At 31.1% G+C, this 16630-nt stretch carries 17 protein-coding genes; 10 read left to right on the forward strand and 7 right to left on the reverse strand.

What is annotated here, in order from left to right; all coding sequences use genetic code 11:
* Positions 1 to 116 precede the first annotated feature (116 nt).
* On the forward strand, positions 117 to 1631 hold the full coding sequence (locus ACFSSB_RS09170; protein WP_379903423.1) for a GH3 auxin-responsive promoter family protein: 1515 nt from the start codon (positions 117 to 119) through the stop codon (positions 1629 to 1631).
* 169 nt (positions 1632 to 1800) lie between these two features.
* Here ACFSSB_RS09170 and ACFSSB_RS09175 read toward each other — a convergent pair whose 3' ends face one another.
* The gene (locus ACFSSB_RS09175) at positions 1801 to 2667 is read right to left on the reverse strand and encodes a MerR family transcriptional regulator (protein WP_379903425.1); all 867 of its coding nucleotides are present in this window, start codon (positions 2665 to 2667) and stop codon (positions 1801 to 1803) included.
* Between the two features lie 151 nt (positions 2668 to 2818).
* Here ACFSSB_RS09175 and ACFSSB_RS09180 point away from each other — a divergent pair, with 151 nt between their 5' ends.
* The 5 genes from ACFSSB_RS09180 (at position 2819) to ACFSSB_RS09200 (ending at position 7807) form a co-directional block, all read left to right on the forward strand.
* Complete coding sequence (locus tag ACFSSB_RS09180) at positions 2819 to 4237, forward strand: fasciclin domain-containing protein (RefSeq protein WP_379903427.1); 1419 nt, start codon at positions 2819 to 2821, stop codon at positions 4235 to 4237.
* An 81-nt stretch (positions 4238 to 4318) separates the two neighbouring features.
* Positions 4319 to 5788 carry a phytoene desaturase family protein gene (locus ACFSSB_RS09185; RefSeq protein WP_379903429.1) on the forward strand — a complete coding sequence of 490 codons (1470 nt, stop codon included), beginning with the start codon at positions 4319 to 4321 and terminating at the stop codon, positions 5786 to 5788.
* Positions 5785 to 6621 carry a phytoene/squalene synthase family protein gene (locus ACFSSB_RS09190; RefSeq protein WP_379903431.1) on the forward strand — a complete coding sequence of 279 codons (837 nt, stop codon included), beginning with the start codon at positions 5785 to 5787 and terminating at the stop codon, positions 6619 to 6621. The genes ACFSSB_RS09185 and ACFSSB_RS09190 overlap by 4 nt, the downstream gene beginning before the upstream one ends.
* A gap of 28 nt (positions 6622 to 6649) precedes the next feature.
* The gene (locus tag ACFSSB_RS09195) at positions 6650 to 7108 is read left to right on the forward strand and encodes a sterol desaturase family protein (RefSeq protein WP_379903433.1); all 459 of its coding nucleotides are present in this window, start codon (positions 6650 to 6652) and stop codon (positions 7106 to 7108) included.
* A 3-nt stretch (positions 7109 to 7111) separates the two neighbouring features.
* Positions 7112 to 7807 (forward strand): lycopene cyclase domain-containing protein, encoded by a 696-nt coding sequence (locus ACFSSB_RS09200; RefSeq protein WP_379903435.1) that lies wholly within the window; start codon positions 7112 to 7114, stop codon positions 7805 to 7807.
* Positions 7808 to 7845: 38 nt separating this feature from the next.
* Here the strand turns inward: ACFSSB_RS09200 and clpX are convergent, their stop codons facing one another.
* The 6 genes from clpX to ACFSSB_RS09230 all read right to left on the reverse strand — a co-directional run bounded on the left by clpX (position 7846) and on the right by ACFSSB_RS09230 (position 13471).
* Complete coding sequence (gene clpX / locus ACFSSB_RS09205) at positions 7846 to 9078, reverse strand: ATP-dependent Clp protease ATP-binding subunit ClpX (RefSeq protein ID WP_379903437.1); 1233 nt, start codon at positions 9076 to 9078, stop codon at positions 7846 to 7848.
* Between the two features lie 136 nt (positions 9079 to 9214).
* Entirely contained in the window at positions 9215 to 9889 is a 675-nt protein-coding gene (clpP, locus tag ACFSSB_RS09210) for an ATP-dependent Clp endopeptidase proteolytic subunit ClpP (RefSeq protein ID WP_215967612.1), read from the reverse strand.
* A 128-nt stretch (positions 9890 to 10017) separates the two neighbouring features.
* Positions 10018 to 11346, reverse strand: coding sequence for a trigger factor (tig, locus tag ACFSSB_RS09215; protein WP_379903440.1), 1329 nt, complete (start codon positions 11344 to 11346; stop codon positions 10018 to 10020).
* Positions 11347 to 11533: 187 nt separating this feature from the next.
* Complete coding sequence (locus ACFSSB_RS09220) at positions 11534 to 11875, reverse strand: phage holin family protein (RefSeq protein ID WP_379903442.1); 342 nt, start codon at positions 11873 to 11875, stop codon at positions 11534 to 11536.
* A gap of 27 nt (positions 11876 to 11902) precedes the next feature.
* Positions 11903 to 12673, reverse strand: a complete 771-nt coding sequence (locus ACFSSB_RS09225) for an alpha/beta fold hydrolase (RefSeq protein WP_379903444.1) — start codon at positions 12671 to 12673, stop codon at positions 11903 to 11905.
* An 84-nt stretch (positions 12674 to 12757) separates the two neighbouring features.
* Positions 12758 to 13471 (reverse strand): pyridoxine 5'-phosphate synthase, encoded by a 714-nt coding sequence (locus ACFSSB_RS09230; protein ID WP_379903446.1) that lies wholly within the window; start codon positions 13469 to 13471, stop codon positions 12758 to 12760.
* A gap of 92 nt (positions 13472 to 13563) precedes the next feature.
* Here ACFSSB_RS09230 and ACFSSB_RS09235 point away from each other — a divergent pair, with 92 nt between their 5' ends.
* The 4 genes from ACFSSB_RS09235 to ACFSSB_RS09250 all read left to right on the forward strand — a co-directional run bounded on the left by ACFSSB_RS09235 (position 13564) and on the right by ACFSSB_RS09250 (position 16627).
* Positions 13564 to 14223 carry a CBS domain-containing protein gene (locus ACFSSB_RS09235; RefSeq protein ID WP_379903448.1) on the forward strand — a complete coding sequence of 220 codons (660 nt, stop codon included), beginning with the start codon at positions 13564 to 13566 and terminating at the stop codon, positions 14221 to 14223.
* Position 14224: 1 nt separating this feature from the next.
* Positions 14225 to 15094: an NAD kinase gene (locus ACFSSB_RS09240; protein WP_379903450.1), complete on the forward strand. Its 870-nt coding sequence runs from the start codon at positions 14225 to 14227 to the stop codon at positions 15092 to 15094.
* 99 nt (positions 15095 to 15193) lie between these two features.
* A complete protein-coding gene (gene porG / locus ACFSSB_RS09245) occupies positions 15194 to 15886 on the forward strand; it encodes a type IX secretion system protein PorG (RefSeq protein WP_379903452.1) in 693 nt (230 codons plus the stop codon).
* A complete protein-coding gene (locus ACFSSB_RS09250; RefSeq protein WP_379903454.1) occupies positions 15887 to 16627 on the forward strand; it encodes an isoprenyl transferase in 741 nt (246 codons plus the stop codon). It begins immediately after the preceding gene.
* Positions 16628 to 16630: the final 3 nt, after the last annotated feature.

Below are 16630 nucleotides of genomic sequence, written 5' to 3' on the forward strand. Positions count from 1 at the left end.
TCATTGAAGATACTTAGTAAAAACGGCCTCATTTTGGGTGCATTTCTTCCTGAAATTTTCAGCAATTAATCGCCTTTTTACAAGTAAATCTAATTAAGAATAAAGATAGTATAAATATGCCAATTCCTATAGTCAATTCTATTGCTTCGTGGTTTTTAAAAAAACGTTTTCACCAAATTGATTTATTTTTAAAATATCCAAATGAAGTACAAACAGAGTTATTACTAGAACTTATAGAAACCGCAAGAGACACTGAAGTTGGTAAGAAATATGATTTTTCTTCTATTAAAAATTATAGGCAATTTGCAGAACGCGTACCTATTTCATGTTACGAAGATTTACAACCTAGCATTGAGCGCTCTAGAAAAGGTGAAAATAATATTTTCTGGCCAACACCTATTAAATGGTTTGCAAAATCTAGCGGAACTACCAATGCAAAGAGCAAATTTATTCCTGTAAGCACAGACTCTTTAGAAGACTGTCACTATGCTGCAAGTAAAGATTTACTGTGCATGTATTTAAACAACAATGAAAACTCACAACTCTTTACTGGTAAAAGTTTACGCCTTGGCGGAAGCAAAGAACTATACAAAGAAAACGGAACTGTTTTTGGTGATTTAAGTGCTATTTTAATTGACAATATGCCTTTTTGGGCAGAATTTAGCAGTACACCTAGTAGCAAGGTTTCTCTTATGAGCGATTGGGAACACAAAATGCAGGCCATTGTAGACGAGACCATTAATGAAAACGTTACAAGTCTTGCAGGTGTACCTTCCTGGATGCTAGTTTTACTAAATAATGTTTTAGAAACTACAGGTAAAAACAATCTACACGAAGTATGGCCTAATTTAGAAGTCTATTTTCATGGAGGCGTAAGTTTTACTCCATACCAAGAACAGTACAAAAACATACTACCTAATAGCGATTTTAGATATTATGAAATTTATAATGCTTCGGAAGGCTTTTTTGCTATTCAAGACCGAAACAATTCTAGCGAATTACTCTTAATGCTAGATTACGGAATTTTCTATGAGTTTATTCCAATGGATACTTACGGAAGTACCGAACAAAAAATTATTCCGCTTTCAGAAGTAGAACTAAACAAAAACTACGCTGTTATTATAACTACAAACGCAGGTTTATGGCGTTACAAAATTGGGGATACAGTTCGATTTACCTCTATAAAACCATACAGAATAAAAGTTTCTGGCAGAACCAAACACCACATAAATGCCTTTGGAGAAGAACTAATTATTGAAAATGCAGAAAATGCGCTAAAAGAAGTATGTATTAAAACAGCTTCAGAAATTGTAGATTATACCGCTGCTCCTATTTTTATGAAAGAAAAAGAAAAAGGAGCGCATGAATGGTTGATAGAATTTAAAACACCTCCTAAAAACCTAAACACATTTAGCGAGCTGTTTGACAACGCGTTAAAAAAATTAAATTCAGATTACGAAGCAAAGCGTTTTAACAACATAACACTCAACAAACCAACGGTTCATATAGCAAGAGAAAAACTATTTTATGATTGGCTGAAACAAAACAATAAACTTGGCGGACAACATAAAATACCAAGACTATCAAACTCTAGAGATTATATTGAAGAATTGATGAAACTGAATGGATAGCTACTTTTTTAACAATAGCTTATTACAACGAGTATAACTAATGCTTCATCTAAAAACACATTAACATTTATTAAATAGCACTACCTTAGTACTGCTATTAGTCGATAATTACATAAATTAATTATCGTAACAAAAAAGACCAAGCATTTTGCTTGGTCTTTTTATTTGTTTATTTTTTTAAATAGCCTATTAAATCCTTTGGATGCGACAAATAAATAAGCCTACTATTATCTTCTACTTTTTCTAACCCAATAGGATTTCCAGCATACAGAAGCGGTACATCTGCCTGATTTAAAATAGTTTCTATAGTAGCGTTTATAGTATCTTCGGTTGGTGTAACAAACATAGTCAACAAGCACTCTGGCTTAACATCTTCAACTACCTGTTTAATATTTTCAACAGGCACATTTTGCCCTAAATAATATACTTTCCAGCCCATTTCTCTAGCTATATAATACGCAAGAAGCAAACCTATTTCATGATGTTCTTGTTCTACTAAAAACATTAGAATACTAGGACTGTCTCTATGAGGATAAGGGAGTAAATCTATAGAAGCAAACATTTTTTTCTTAATTAAATTAGAAATAAAATGCTCTTGAGCAGGCATCACTTTATTCATTCCCCATAACACACCTACCTTATTTAAAAAAGGGTACACCAATTCGGTAACTGTAGCTAAAAGTCCGTTTTTAACTATATGTGTTCTAAGTAATTCATTAAACTTCTCTTCATCCATATCTAGCATGCTAATAACCATTGCGCTAATCTCATCTTCATAATTACCTTCTTCTAAGCTGTCAGAAATGATTTTATAAATTTCATCATCAGACATCTTATCTATTTTAGAAATCCTGTAACCATTTCTAGTTAAAACACTTATGTTCAATAATTTTTTTAATTGCTGATCTGAATAATACCTAATATTTGTATCAGTTCGTTCTGGATCTAAAAAATTATATCTAGTCTCCCACTTACGTAAAGTATGCGCCTTAATACCTGTTAAAGTAACTATTTGGGCCATTGTGTATTTGCTCATGTCTAATAATTTACTTCACAAAGTTAAACAAAAATATCAAGAATTCTAAATATTTCAAAAAACGTTTTGTCTAACTTTTTCAATAATTTGATTGACAAATTAAAATATTTTCATATATTTGTCTAAACTTTAAACATTTAAACTAGACATTATGAAAACGAAATTCTTTTTTATCGCACTTTTTAGTCTATCATTATTAACAGTTTCATGTAGTAATGATGACGATAGCTCAAACAACAACACAACTCCAGAACCTAATATTGTAGAATTAGCTGTAGCTAATCCAGATTTAAGTTCTTTGGTAGCTGCACTAACTAGAGCTGACGGAAACTTAACAACTGTTTTAAGTGGTAATGGACCATTTACAGTTTTAGCACCAACAAATGATGCCTTTGCAGCTTTCTTAACTGCTAACGGGTTTGCTTCTTTAGAAGCTGTACCAACAGATGTATTATCACAAATACTTTTAAACCATGTAATTATGGCTGATGTATCATCAAGTGACTTAATTGGTATGGGATCTGGATATACTTCAGGAAGCGCAAGTGGACCTGATGGCTTAAATGTTAGCATATACTTTGATGCAACTAGCAGTGTAACTTTTAACAATGCAGGAACAGTTAGTACTGCAGATATAGATGCTTCAAACGGAACCATTCATATTATTGATGGAGTTTTAGCATTACCAACCATAGTAGATCACGCAGTAGCAAATTCAAACTTTTCTAATTTAGTAGCTGCTTTAGGTGCTGCTGATGGAGATTTAGTAAATGTATTAAGTGGTGACGGACCATTTACAGTTTTAGCACCAGATGATAACGCATTTAGCACTTTTTTAAATGGAGCAGCATTAGGTGATGTAGATACAGCAGTACTTTCACAAATATTATTAAACCACGTTATTATTGGTTCTACAGTAACCTCATCTGCTTTAGTAGATGCAGGAGCAGGATACACAAACACAGGTGCATCTGGACCAGGAGGAAATGCAATGAGTTTATATTACAACACATCTAGTGATGTTGTATTTAATGGAGTATCTACAGTTACACAAGCTGATGTAGTTGGTACTAATGGTATTATTCATGCTGTAAATACTGTAATAGATATTCCAACAGTAGTAACCTTTGCTGCAGCAGACCCAACATTCTCTACTTTAGTACAAGCATTAACAACATTAACACCTGCTACAGATTTTGTTTCTATCTTATCTAGAACAGAAACTGGTAATGCAGATATGTTAGACCCAAGCTTTACAGTATTTGCTCCAACAAATGATGCTTTTGCAGCTTTAGCAGCAATTCCAGATGAAGCGCCTTTAACTCAAATATTATTACACCATGTTATAAAAGAAGCAAACATAACTTCAAGCATGCTTAACAATCCTGGTGATACTACAGCAGCAACTATTGAAGGAGATAATATTACCATTACACTGCCTGGAACAGGTGATAATATTGCAGATGTAACTGATGGATCTGGAGCTACAGACATTGGTATTATAGCTGTAGATGTACAAGCAGGAAATGGCGTGATACACGTAATTAACAAAGTAATGATTAATAACTAATAGTCAGAAAAACCCTAGTATCTAACTGATAAATAGACCGATAACTCTTTTTGTTGTCGGTTTATTTAATTAAATTATACCATGAATTTGAAAAAAATTGTAATAATAGGTTCTGGATTCTCCTCACTATCGGCTTCTTGCTATTTAGCAAGTAAAGGTTTTGACGTAACTATTTTAGAGAAAAATAATACGGTTGGCGGAAGAGCTAGACAGTTAAAAAAAGATGGTTTTGTTTTTGATATTGGACCCACTTTTTACTGGATGCCTGATGTATTTGAACGTTTTTTTAATGACTTTAATACCACTACCAAAGATTTTTACAAATTACAAAAGCTAAATCCTGCCTATCAAATTTATTTTGGAAAACAAGACTCTATTAGCATAACAGACAACTTTGAAGATATTAAAAACACCTTTGAAAAGGTTGAAAAAGGTAGCGCTAACAAATTACAAGACTTTATAGATAAAGCACAAAGTAACTACGAGATTGCCATAGAAGATTTAGTATACAAACCTGGAGAACACGTGTTTGAAATCATTAACAGCAAAACTATTTTAAAATTAAAAGAATTTATTTTAACTATAAAAAAACAAGTTGCTGGTTATGTGCAAAACAAAAAACTACAAAAGATATTAGAATTTCCTGTTTTGTTTCTTGGTGCCAAACCAAGCAACACTCCTTCTTTTTATAATTTTATGAATTATGCCGATTTTAAGCTTGGTACTTGGCATCCTGAAGGAGGTATGTATGAGGTTGTAAACGCAATGACTAATCTTGCTACAAGTTTAGGTGTAAATATTATTACCAATTGTGCTGTAGAAAAAATAAACACAGAAAAAAACACCGTTATTGGTGTTACAGCCAATGAAAAAAATTATGCTTGTGATATTTTATTGAGCGGAGCAGATTACCACCACACAGAAACTTTACTACCAAAACAACTAAGACAATACTCTGAAAGTTATTGGAACAAAAAAACCTTTGCTCCTTCTGCCTTACTATTTTATGTGGCATTTAATAAAAAACTTAAAAACGTTTCGCACCACACTTTATTTTTTGATACCGATTTTGAGGCACATGCAAAAACTATTTACGATACAAAAGAATGGGCAGAAAAACCTTTGTTTTATGCTAGTTTTCCAAGTATTACAGATGCTACTTCAGCTCCTGAAGGTAAAGAAGCTGGTATTTTTTTAATTCCTATTGCTCCAGATGTAGAAGACACTCCAGAAATTAGAGAACACTACTTTAAGCAACTTATTGAACGTATTGAAAAAATCACTGGCGAATCTATTAAAAACAACATTCTGTTTAAAGAATCTTATTGTGTAAAAGACTTTAAAGAAGATTATAATTCTTACAAAGGCAATGCTTATGGCTTAGCAAACACACTAACACAAACACATGTACTCAGACCCAAGTTAAAAAGTAAAAAAGTTTCTAATTTATATTTCTGCGGACAATTAACTGTTCCAGGACCAGGAGTTCCTCCTTCATTAATTTCCGGTAAGATAGTAAGTGATTTAATTTTAAAACATAGTATAATATGAAAGCGTTATTTGATACTTCCAGCCTAAAATGTAGCAAAATTGTTACTAATAGCTACAGCACATCTTTTTCTTTGGGCATTAAATTATTTGCTCCATCTATACGTCCAGCAATTTATGCTATTTACGGATTTGTGCGTTATGCAGATGAAATTGTAGATTCTTTTGAAGATTATCCGCAAGAAGAACTATTCCATGACTTTGTTTCTGATTATAATAAAGCATTAGAAAGAAGAATTAGCTTAAACCCTATTATTAATTCGTTTCAAGAAGTTGCGCATAAATACCACTTGCAAACTTATGCCGAAGATTTTTTAAAACGAATGGAAGCAGATTTAAAAGTTACAGATTACACCACTAAAGAAGCTTACGAAAATTATATATATGGTTCTGCAGACGTGGTTGGTTTAATGTGTTTAAGAGTATTTGTAAATAATGACGATAAAAAATTTGAAGCTCTAAAAAGCGCTGCAACACATTTAGGATCTGCATTTCAAAAAGTAAATTTTTTAAGAGATATTAAAGAGGATACAGAAAACTTAGGTCGATCTTATTTTCCTAACCTAAACACCAACGCTTTAACTAACGCTACTAAAGAAGAAATAATAAAAGACATTGAAAAAGATTTTAAAAAAGCCTATAAAGGGATTATAAAACTTCCTTTAGAAAGTAAACTAGGTGTATATATAGCGTATAGGTATTATTTAAAACTATTAAAAAAACTAAAAAAAGCAGACTCTGAAAAGATTTTAAAAGGAAGAATTAGAATATCAAATTCTTTAAAATTATTTATTCTCACAAAATCGTATATACGATATAAGTTAAATGCTTTTTAAATTTTAAACATATTAAGTAACTTACCCTATGATTATTATACAATACATACTAATTACAATAGCCACTTTTGTTTGTATGGAAGCGGTTACATGGCTTACGCATAAATATGTCATGCACGGATTTTTATGGTATTTACATGCAGATCATCACCAACCTAAATATCCGCATACCTTTGAAAAGAACGATGCTTTTTTTGTCATTTTTGCCATTCCTAGCATACTGCTATTATACTTTGGACTACTACCTAACTTAAATTTTATGTTCTTTATTGGTTTAGGTATTTTCTTTTATGGCGTTTGTTATTTTTTAATACATGACGTGCTTATTCACCAACGTTTTAAATGGTTTAAAAACACCAAAAACAAATACCTTATAGGATTAAGAAAAGCACATAAGGTGCACCATAAACATTTAGGAAAAGAAGAAGGCGAATGCTTCGGCATGTTGTTTGTACCAAAAAAATACCATAAAATTTTTAAAAAATAATACATGCAAGCATACACTTATCTTATTGTAGATTTTGCTTGTATTAGCATTCCGTTTTTAGCCAGTTTTTATAAAAAACACGCCTTTTATAAAGAGTGGAATGCCTTTTTTAAAGCAAACTTAATTATTGCTTTACTGTTTATTATATGGGATTCTATTTTTACAAATATTGGAGTTTGGGGATTTAACACAGACTATTTAACAGGTTTTGATATAGGCAATTTACCTATTGAAGAAATTCTATTTTTTATCTGCATTCCGTATTGCTGTGTTTTTACTTTTTTTGCCTTAAAATATATTATAAATAAGAATCCTTTAGAAAAAACAGAAACAGGCTTAAGTTATGTATTAATACTTGTATTTATTACAGTAGGTCTTTTTCACACAGACAAACTATACACTTCTATTACGCTTTTAAGCACTTCTGTTTTCTTGATGTATTTAAAAGCAAAAAAAATAAACCTCGCTTATCATTATATAACTTTCTTCTTAATACTACCTTTCTTTTTTATTAGCAATGGTATACTTACAGGAAGTTTTTTAGTAGATAAGCCAATAGTCTGGTATAATGATGCTGAAAATTTAGGAATACGAATTAGCAATATTCCTATTGAAGATTCTATTTACGGCATGCTTCTTATTTTTATGAATATAGAATTGTTTTGTTTTTTTAAAAACAAAAAAGCCATTTACAAATAAATTTATAAATGGCTTTTTAAGTGTATAACAACTAATTATTACGAAACTGCTTTCAGTTTTTTAATAGTTGTTTTAGTAAGCTTTTCTTCTGCGTAAGCTTTAGTTACATTTAAATCTTTCTGGTCACTTCCAGGTAATTCAAACATTGCGTCTGTTAAAATTTCTTCGCAAAGCGAACGTAAACCACGAGCACCTAACTTATATTCTATTGCTTTATCTACAACAAAATCTAAAGCTCCATCTGTTATGCTAAACTCAATATCATCCATTTCAAACAATTTCTGGTATTGTTTAATGATGGCATTTTTAGGCTGTGTTAAAATAGCCTTTAGGGTTTTTGCATCTAAAGGATCCATGTAAGTTAAAACAGGTAGTCTACCAATAATTTCTGGTATCAACCCAAAATCTTTTAAATCTTTAGGAATAATATATTGCAACAAGTGGTTTTGATCTACAGCATTATCACTCATAGAAGCGCTATAACCTACTGCTTGCATGTTTAATCGTTTTGAGATTACACGCTCTATACCATCAAAAGCTCCTCCAGCTATAAATAGTATATTTTCGGTATTTACTTCAATAAATTTTTGATCTGGATGTTTACGACCTCCTTTTGGTGGCACGTTAACAACAGTTCCTTCTAAAAGTTTTAATAAAGCTTGTTGTACACCTTCACCAGAAACATCACGAGTTATAGATGGATTATCACTTTTTCTAGCAATTTTATCTATTTCATCAATAAATACAATTCCTTTTTCTGCCTTTTCCAGATTGTAATCTGCAGCTTGTAATAATCTTGTTAAAATACTCTCTACATCTTCACCAACATAACCAGCTTCTGTTAAAACAGTAGCATCTACTATTGCTAAAGGTACGTTTAGCATTTTAGCAATGGTTTTAGCCATTAAGGTTTTACCTGTTCCTGTTTGCCCAACCATAATGATATTTGATTTTTGAATCTCGATATCATCATCACTTGGTGGTTGTAATAATCTCTTGTAGTGATTATATACTGCAACAGACATTACTTTTTTGGTAGATTCTTGCCCAATTATATATTCATCTAGAAACGAGTTTATTTTTTGTGGTTTGCGCAACACCAATTCTGCAGACAAATCACTAGTATCTGATTGCTTAGATTCTTCTACAACAATACCATGTGCTTGCTCGATACAACGATCACATATATGCGCATCTAATCCTGCAATTAATAAATTGGTTTCTGGCTTTTTACGTCCACAAAACGAACATTCTAAATCTTCTTTTGCCATTTTTCAAGTTATAAATTAAAAATCACGAGTTAAAAGTTTTCACTTTATACTTATAACTTTTACTTAATTTTTTTAATTCAAGAAAACCAAAGCTTTTAATACAAGTTAAAGGCTTTTATTTTCTAGCTGACTCTTTTTAGCTTCTTACTAAAATTTCATCAATCATTCCGTATTCTTTTGCTTTATCAGCTTTCATCCAGTAGTCACGGTCACTATCTGCATATACTTTGTCGTAATCTTGTCCTGAGTGCTTACTTATAATATTATAAAGTTCTTCTTTTAATATTAAAATTTCACGAGCCGTAATTTCTATATCACTAGCTTGCCCTTGTGCACCACCTAAAGGTTGGTGAATCATAACACGAGAGTGTGTTAAACCACTACGTTTTCCTTTTTGACCTGCACATAATAAAACAGCTCCCATAGATGCAGCCATTCCTGTACAAATTGTAGCAACGTCTGGCTTAATAAATTGCATAGTATCATAAATACCTAATCCTGCATATACACTTCCTCCTGGAGAGTTAATATATATTTGAATATCTTTATTAGCATCTGTACTTTCTAAGAACAATAATTGTGCCTGAATGATATTAGCAACTTGGTCATTAATACCTGTTCCTAAAAAGATGATTCTATCCATCATTAAACGCGAAAACACATCAAAAATAGCGATGTTCATTTGGCGTTCTTCAATTATATTTGGTGTCAAGTTTGTTGGATACATACTACTAATAATTTTATTGTAGTACGTACTGCTAATACCTTGATCTTTTATTGCGAATTTTTCGAATTCTTTTCCGTAATCCATATGTTGATATAAAAGTTATAGTTATTAAAAAGGCGTTAAAACGTAAAAGTTTCAACGCCTAAATATAAGGATTTATTCTTTAAAATTATGTTAACACTTTAATAAGCTAAGTGCACTAATTTCACCTCTTATTTATCTCCGTAAACTTCTTTTACAAAGTCTTCGTAAGTTAATTCTTTGGTTTTAATATTAGCTTTTTCTTTATAGATTTCTAATAATCTTTGGCTAATAATTTGTTCTGATATTTTACGCGCTTCATCTTGGTTAGATAATACACGAGCAGCAATATCGTCTAGTTCTTTTTCAGAAGGATTCATTTGACCAAATTGAGCCATTTGCATTCTAATCATGTTTTTAGCATGCCCTTGAATATCTTCTAAAGTTACTTGAATTTTATTGTCTGTAATTAATTTACCTTCAATTAATTGGTAACGTAAACTTTTTTCAGATTTTTCGTATTCTTCTTTTGCTTGATCTTCTGTTAACGGTTGCTCACCTGCTGTTTGCATCCATTTTTGTAAAAATGCTGCTGGTAAATCAAATTTAGTATTCTCTACTAAATATTCTGTTACGTCATTTAAAAGCTTTTGATCTCCTTGTTGCACGAATTGTTTTTCGGCATCTTCTTTAATCTTTTCTTTTAATTCTGAAACAGAAGTTACACTACCATCTGCAAATAATTTATTAAACAATTCTTGGTCTAAATCTGCAAGCTCACGTTTGTTTATTTCAGTAATTGTAAAAGTTACTTCAATATCTAAACCATGTGCTTCATCATGTTGAATTTTTAATGCATGCATTAATTCATGATCATCACTGTATAAACCTTTTGTTTTTAAAGTAATTACATCACCAACTTTAGCTCCTACAAATTTCTTTGCATTTGCTGCACCTTTAAACTTATCTAAAGTTAAAGTTACTGTGTTTTCAATTTCTTTTTCTTCGTTTTTAAAAGTTCCAGTGATTTCACTGTCTTTTTCAACTTCTGTTTGCGAAATTAATTTACCGTATTGTTTTTGGATGTTTACGATTTGATCGTCAATCATTTTATCTCCAGCAACAATATTGTAATGTGTTATTGCTTTTTTGCTTTTTAACTCCACATCAAATTCTGGCGCTAAACCTAATTCAAATTCAAAAGAAAAATCTTCTGCATCCCAATTTATTTCGTCTTGCACTTTTGGTAACGGTTGCCCTAAAACATCTAACTTTTCTTCTGTTAAATATTTGTTTAAAGCATCTTGTAAAAGTTTGTTTACCTCATCTACTAAAACGGCTTTACCATATTGTTTCTTAACCATTCCCATTGGTACGTGACCTTTTCTAAATCCAGGAATGTTAGCAGTTTTTCTGTAATCTGTTAAGATTTTTTCAATTTTATCGCTATAATCTTCTTTTGCGATATCTACTTTTACTACTGCATTTAATGCATCAATGTTTTCTCTTGTAATATTCATTATAAATGATATAAAGCCCAAAATAGGGCATTTAACACTAGTTTAGATTTCCATTTTCATGGAAAACCAATTTAATAGATTTATAAAAAAGTGTTTCTTTCTATTGTTTTTCTATTAAAAGGAGTGCAAAAATACTACTTTTTTACTCTACAACAAAGTTTTTAACGTATTGAAAACAAGGCTGCTTTTAATCTTGTTTTAAAAAAGATTGCAATAAAGATTGTAAGATGCTTAAAAGCACACTAAAAAGCAATGCTACCCAAAAGCTATCTACGTAAAAACCATCTACAAATTTATCTACTAAAAGCACAATACATGCGTTAATAACAAACATGAATAAGCCTAAAGTTACTATGGTAATTGGTAAGGTAAAAATAACTAAAATTGGTTTTACAATTAAGTTTAAGATAGACAATACTAAGGCAACTACTATAGCTGTAGCGTACCCATTTACATTTACTCCGTTTAAAACATTTGCTAAAACAAAAACAGCAATAGCGTTTAATAGTAATCTAATAATTAAGTTCATAGTCTTTCTTTTTTTAATTAGTACGTATTAATTATTTACAAAATGTATTACAGCATTATAAAAGTCTTCTGGGTTTTCTGCATGCAACCAATGTCCTGCATTTGCAATGGTTGTAATTTGTGCCTCTGGAAAATGCCTTGTAATTAAAGCCTCGTCTTGTAATGCTATATATTCACTTCTGTCTCCACGAAGAAACAAGGTGTCTTTATTAAATTTTGCATGTATAGGTAATGCTTCACCAACTTCACTTACATTGTTTTTTAAAACCTCAAGATTCATACGCAGTGCTAGTTTACCTTTTTCAATCCAATATAAATTTTTAAGTAAAAACTGTCTGGTTCCAAAATCTGAAACATAATTAGCAAGTGCTTTATCTGCTGCTCCTCTAGATTTTAGTTCTTCAAAATTAAGACTACTTAATCCTTCTAAAATAGCATCGTGATGTACAGGATAAAATCTTGGCGAAATATCTGCCACAATTAATTTAGAAACTAGTTCTGGATATTCTGTAGCAAAAAGCATGGCTGTTTTCCCTCCCATTGAATGTCCTAATAAAACGATATCTTCTAGCTTATGCGCTTTACAATACTCTTTTAAGTCTTCAACTAAAACGTCATAATTAAAAAGCGTATCATGAAAACTTCTTCCATGGTTACGTTGGTCTACCAAATGCACTTGAAAACCAGCAGCACTAAATTGCGTACCTAATGTTTTCCAGTTATCACTCATTCCTAAAAAACCATGAAGAATTATAAATGGTTTTCCTTCTCCTATAATGTTAGAATATAATTTTGCCAATGTTTTAATAGTTTAATAAGGTTTAGTCTATATGCAACCAAACAATTATTTAATTTTTGTAACTCTTTGCAGAAAGAGAAATGCTTATTTTAGTTTTTGTAAATACATTTGTATTACATTTTCTACTCCTAAATAAAGACTTTCTGAAATTAGTGCATGACCAATAGAAACCTCTAATAAACCAGGAATATTTTCTTTAAAGAATTTTATATTATCTAAAGATAAATCATGCCCTGCATTTATACCTAAACCTAATGCATTACTTAACTCTGCACATGCTGTATAAGGTTTAATAGCCTCGTGATTTCCTAAGCCATATTGGTGTGCAAAGGCTTCGGTATACAATTCTATTCTGTCTGTTCCTGTTTCTTTAGCACCTTCTATTTGTGCAACCTCTGGATCTACAAAAATAGAGGTTCTAATACCATTGGCTTTAAATTCTTTAATCACTTCCACTAAAAAATCTTTATGCTTAATGGTATCCCAACCTGCATTACTAGTAATAGCATCTACGCTATCTGGAACCAATGTAACCTGTGTTGGTTTTATAGCTAAAACCATATCTATAAATTTAGGAATCGGGTTTCCTTCAATATTATATTCTGTGTATACTTCCGGTTTTAAATCGTAAGCATCTTGATAACGAATATGTCTTTCGTCTGGTCTTGGATGTATTGTTACACCTTCTGCTCCAAAACGCTGTACATCTTTAGCAAACTGTACTACATTTGGTAAATCTCCTCCACGTGAATTTCGTAAAGTTGCTATCTTATTAATATTTACACTTAATTTTGTCATTCTTTAACGTATTATAGTACAAAAATACAAACTAGAACAGGCTTATTGACTATTTTTTTGATTAATTTGCAAAAGCTAAAAAGAAGAATAAAATGAATCTTTCTAATTATATAATAAACGACATTAAACCACCACTATTAACCAATAGTGTTCGTGATTTACAAGTGCTTTTTCAACAACTAACGTACTCACATATTCCTATTAAAAATGAAGAAGGTGTGTATTTAGGATGTATTTCTGAAACAGATATTCACTGTTTTGAAAGCGCTAAACTAGTAAAAGACATTATCTATTCTGCAGAAGGTTTTTTTGTAAGAGAAGACACAAACTGGCTTGATACCTTAGAAGCATTTGCACAAAATGCAACAAACATTATGCCTATTCTAAACAAAAAAAACAGCTACATAGGCTATTATGAGCTTAAAGACATTATTAGTTTATTTAACGAAACACCTTTTTTCTCTGAAGCTGGAGCAATTTTAGTAATAGAAAAAGGCTTAACAGATTATTCTTTTAGCGAAATAAGCCAAATAGTAGAATCTAACAACGGTAAATTATTAGGCGCTTTTGTTTCTAAAATAGAAAATGACATTGCTGAAATAACCCTTAAAATAGGAAATACTGGACTAAATGATATCATGCAAACTTTTAGAAGATATAGTTATAATGTGGTTTCTGGCCATGAAGAAGATAGCTATATTGAAAGTTTAAAAGAACGATCAGACTACCTTAACAAATATCTAAACATGTAATATGAAGATAGCCATCTATAGCCAATATTATCCTGAAAAATCTTTTGATGCATTTCATCATTTATTGCAAATACTCTCACAAGAGAAAGCAGAAGTTTTTATAGAAAAAGAGTTTTTAACTCAATTTAAAATGCTAAAAAACGAAACCGTAAAACCGTTTACAGCACTAGACAAAAGTTTTAACCTATTAATAAGTATTGGTGGTGATGGTACTATTTTAAGAGCTATTACGTATTTAAAAGATTTAGACATACCAATTGTAGGTATAAACACAGGACGTTTAGGTTTTTTATCTACCATACAAACCAATGATATTGAAGCTGCTATTAAAAATATTTTAAACAAAAATTATAAAATATCAGAACGCAGTTTATTAAGTATTGAAACGCTACCTGAAAACAACAAAATTAAAGAAACCAATTTTGCACTAAATGAAATTGCTATAAGCCGAAAAAACACCACCTCAATGATTACGGTTGATACCAAACTAAACAATGAGTATTTAACTTCTTATTGGAGTGATGGTTTAATAGTATCTACACCAACAGGATCTACTGGGTATTCTTTAAGTTGTGGCGGACCAGTAATAACGCCAGACACCAATAGCTTTGTACTAACACCTATTGCACCTCATAACTTAAGCGCAAGACCTTTAGTTATACCTGACTCTACAGAAATAGAATTAAAAGTAGATGGTAGAGAAGAACAGCATTTAGTGTCTTTAGATTCTAGAATTGCAACATTAAACAACAATACCATTATAAGAATTAAAAAAGCGCCATTCACTATTAAAATGTTAGAACTAGTTGAGGAAAGTTTTTTAGATACCCTCCGAAAAAAACTACTCTGGGGAGAAGATAAACGAAATTAAACAATATTTTAACCGAAAAACTGTTTAATTCACATACAATTTGCTACAAATTGTTATTGGCTAATCTTATTTATTATATTTGCAAACTTTTAATTGTATATGAGGTACTTTATTTTTATTCTAATCAGCGCTTTAACTTTTCAGCTAACGCAAGCACAAACTTATGAATTAGGTTTGTATGCTGGAGGCAGTAATTTTATTGGAGATGTTGGTGCAACTACCTACATTTCTCCAAACAAGCCTGCAATTGGAGGGATTTTTAAATGGAACAGAAGCTCTAGACACTCGTTTAGATTTTCGTTGATTTACACCGAATTAGAAGCTTCAGACAGCAAATCTGATGACCCAAGAAGAATAGAAAGAGACTATAAATTTACAAACCCAATAATTGAAGCTTCTGTAGGTTTAGAATTTACATTCTTTGACTTTAACTTACATAGCAGAAAAACAAATGCCACTCCTTATTTATATACAGGAATAACCGTTGCCAAACATGACAACTTTCATTTTAGCAACAGTGGCGAACTAATAGACGATCAAACCTCAAGTTTAGCCTATGGCTTACCAATGGTTTTAGGATACAAATTTCAAATAGCAGAAAAATTTATACTTGCAGGAGAAATTGGTGCACGTTACACCTTTACCGATGAAATTGATGGTAGTGTACCTGATGCTGAAGAAGCATATGATAGAGCTGCCTTTGGAAATTTAAATAATAATGACTGGTATATGTTTACTGGTATTACATTAACTTACACTTTTGGTGAAACACCATGTTATTGTTCATTTTAGATGAGTTTAAAAGAAAAAATAAATACAAATAGGTTACCGCAACATCTAGCTATTATAATGGATGGTAACGGAAGATGGGCAAAACAACAAGGAATGCTACGTGCATTTGGCCATGAAAACGGAACAAAATCTGTTAGAGAAACCGTTGAAGCTTCGGCAGAACTTGGCATAAAAAACCTAACCCTTTACGCCTTTTCTACAGAAAATTGGAACAGACCAAAACTAGAAGTACAAACACTAATGAAACTTTTAGTTTCTTCATTAAAGAAAGAAATTAAAACACTTCAAGAAAACAACATTAAACTATCTGCTATTGGTAATTTATCTGCTTTACCAACAAAAGCACATCGTGAACTTCTTGAAGTAATAGACAAAACAAAAACAAACAATAGAATGACGCTCACCTTAGCTTTAAGCTATGGTTCTAGAGAAGAATTACTAAATACAGTTAAAAAAATAGCAATTAAAGTTAAAAATAATATAATTTCGCCTGAAAGTATTGATGAATCATTTATTAATGAGCATCTTTACACGCAAAATTTACCAGATGTAGATTTGCTTATTAGAACTAGTGGTGAACAACGTATTAGTAACTTCTTGCTTTGGCAGATTGCCTACGCAGAATTGTATTTTACTGAAACCTTATGGCCAGATTTTACAAAGCAACATCTATATGAAGCCATAATAGAATATCAAAAAAGAGAAAGAAGATTTGGGAAAACAAGTGAACAACTTAGCTAAGTT

The sequence above is a fragment of the Lacinutrix gracilariae genome (assembly GCF_042684485.1).
GTDB classification, from domain to species: Bacteria; Bacteroidota; Bacteroidia; order Flavobacteriales; family Flavobacteriaceae; genus Oceanihabitans; species Oceanihabitans gracilariae.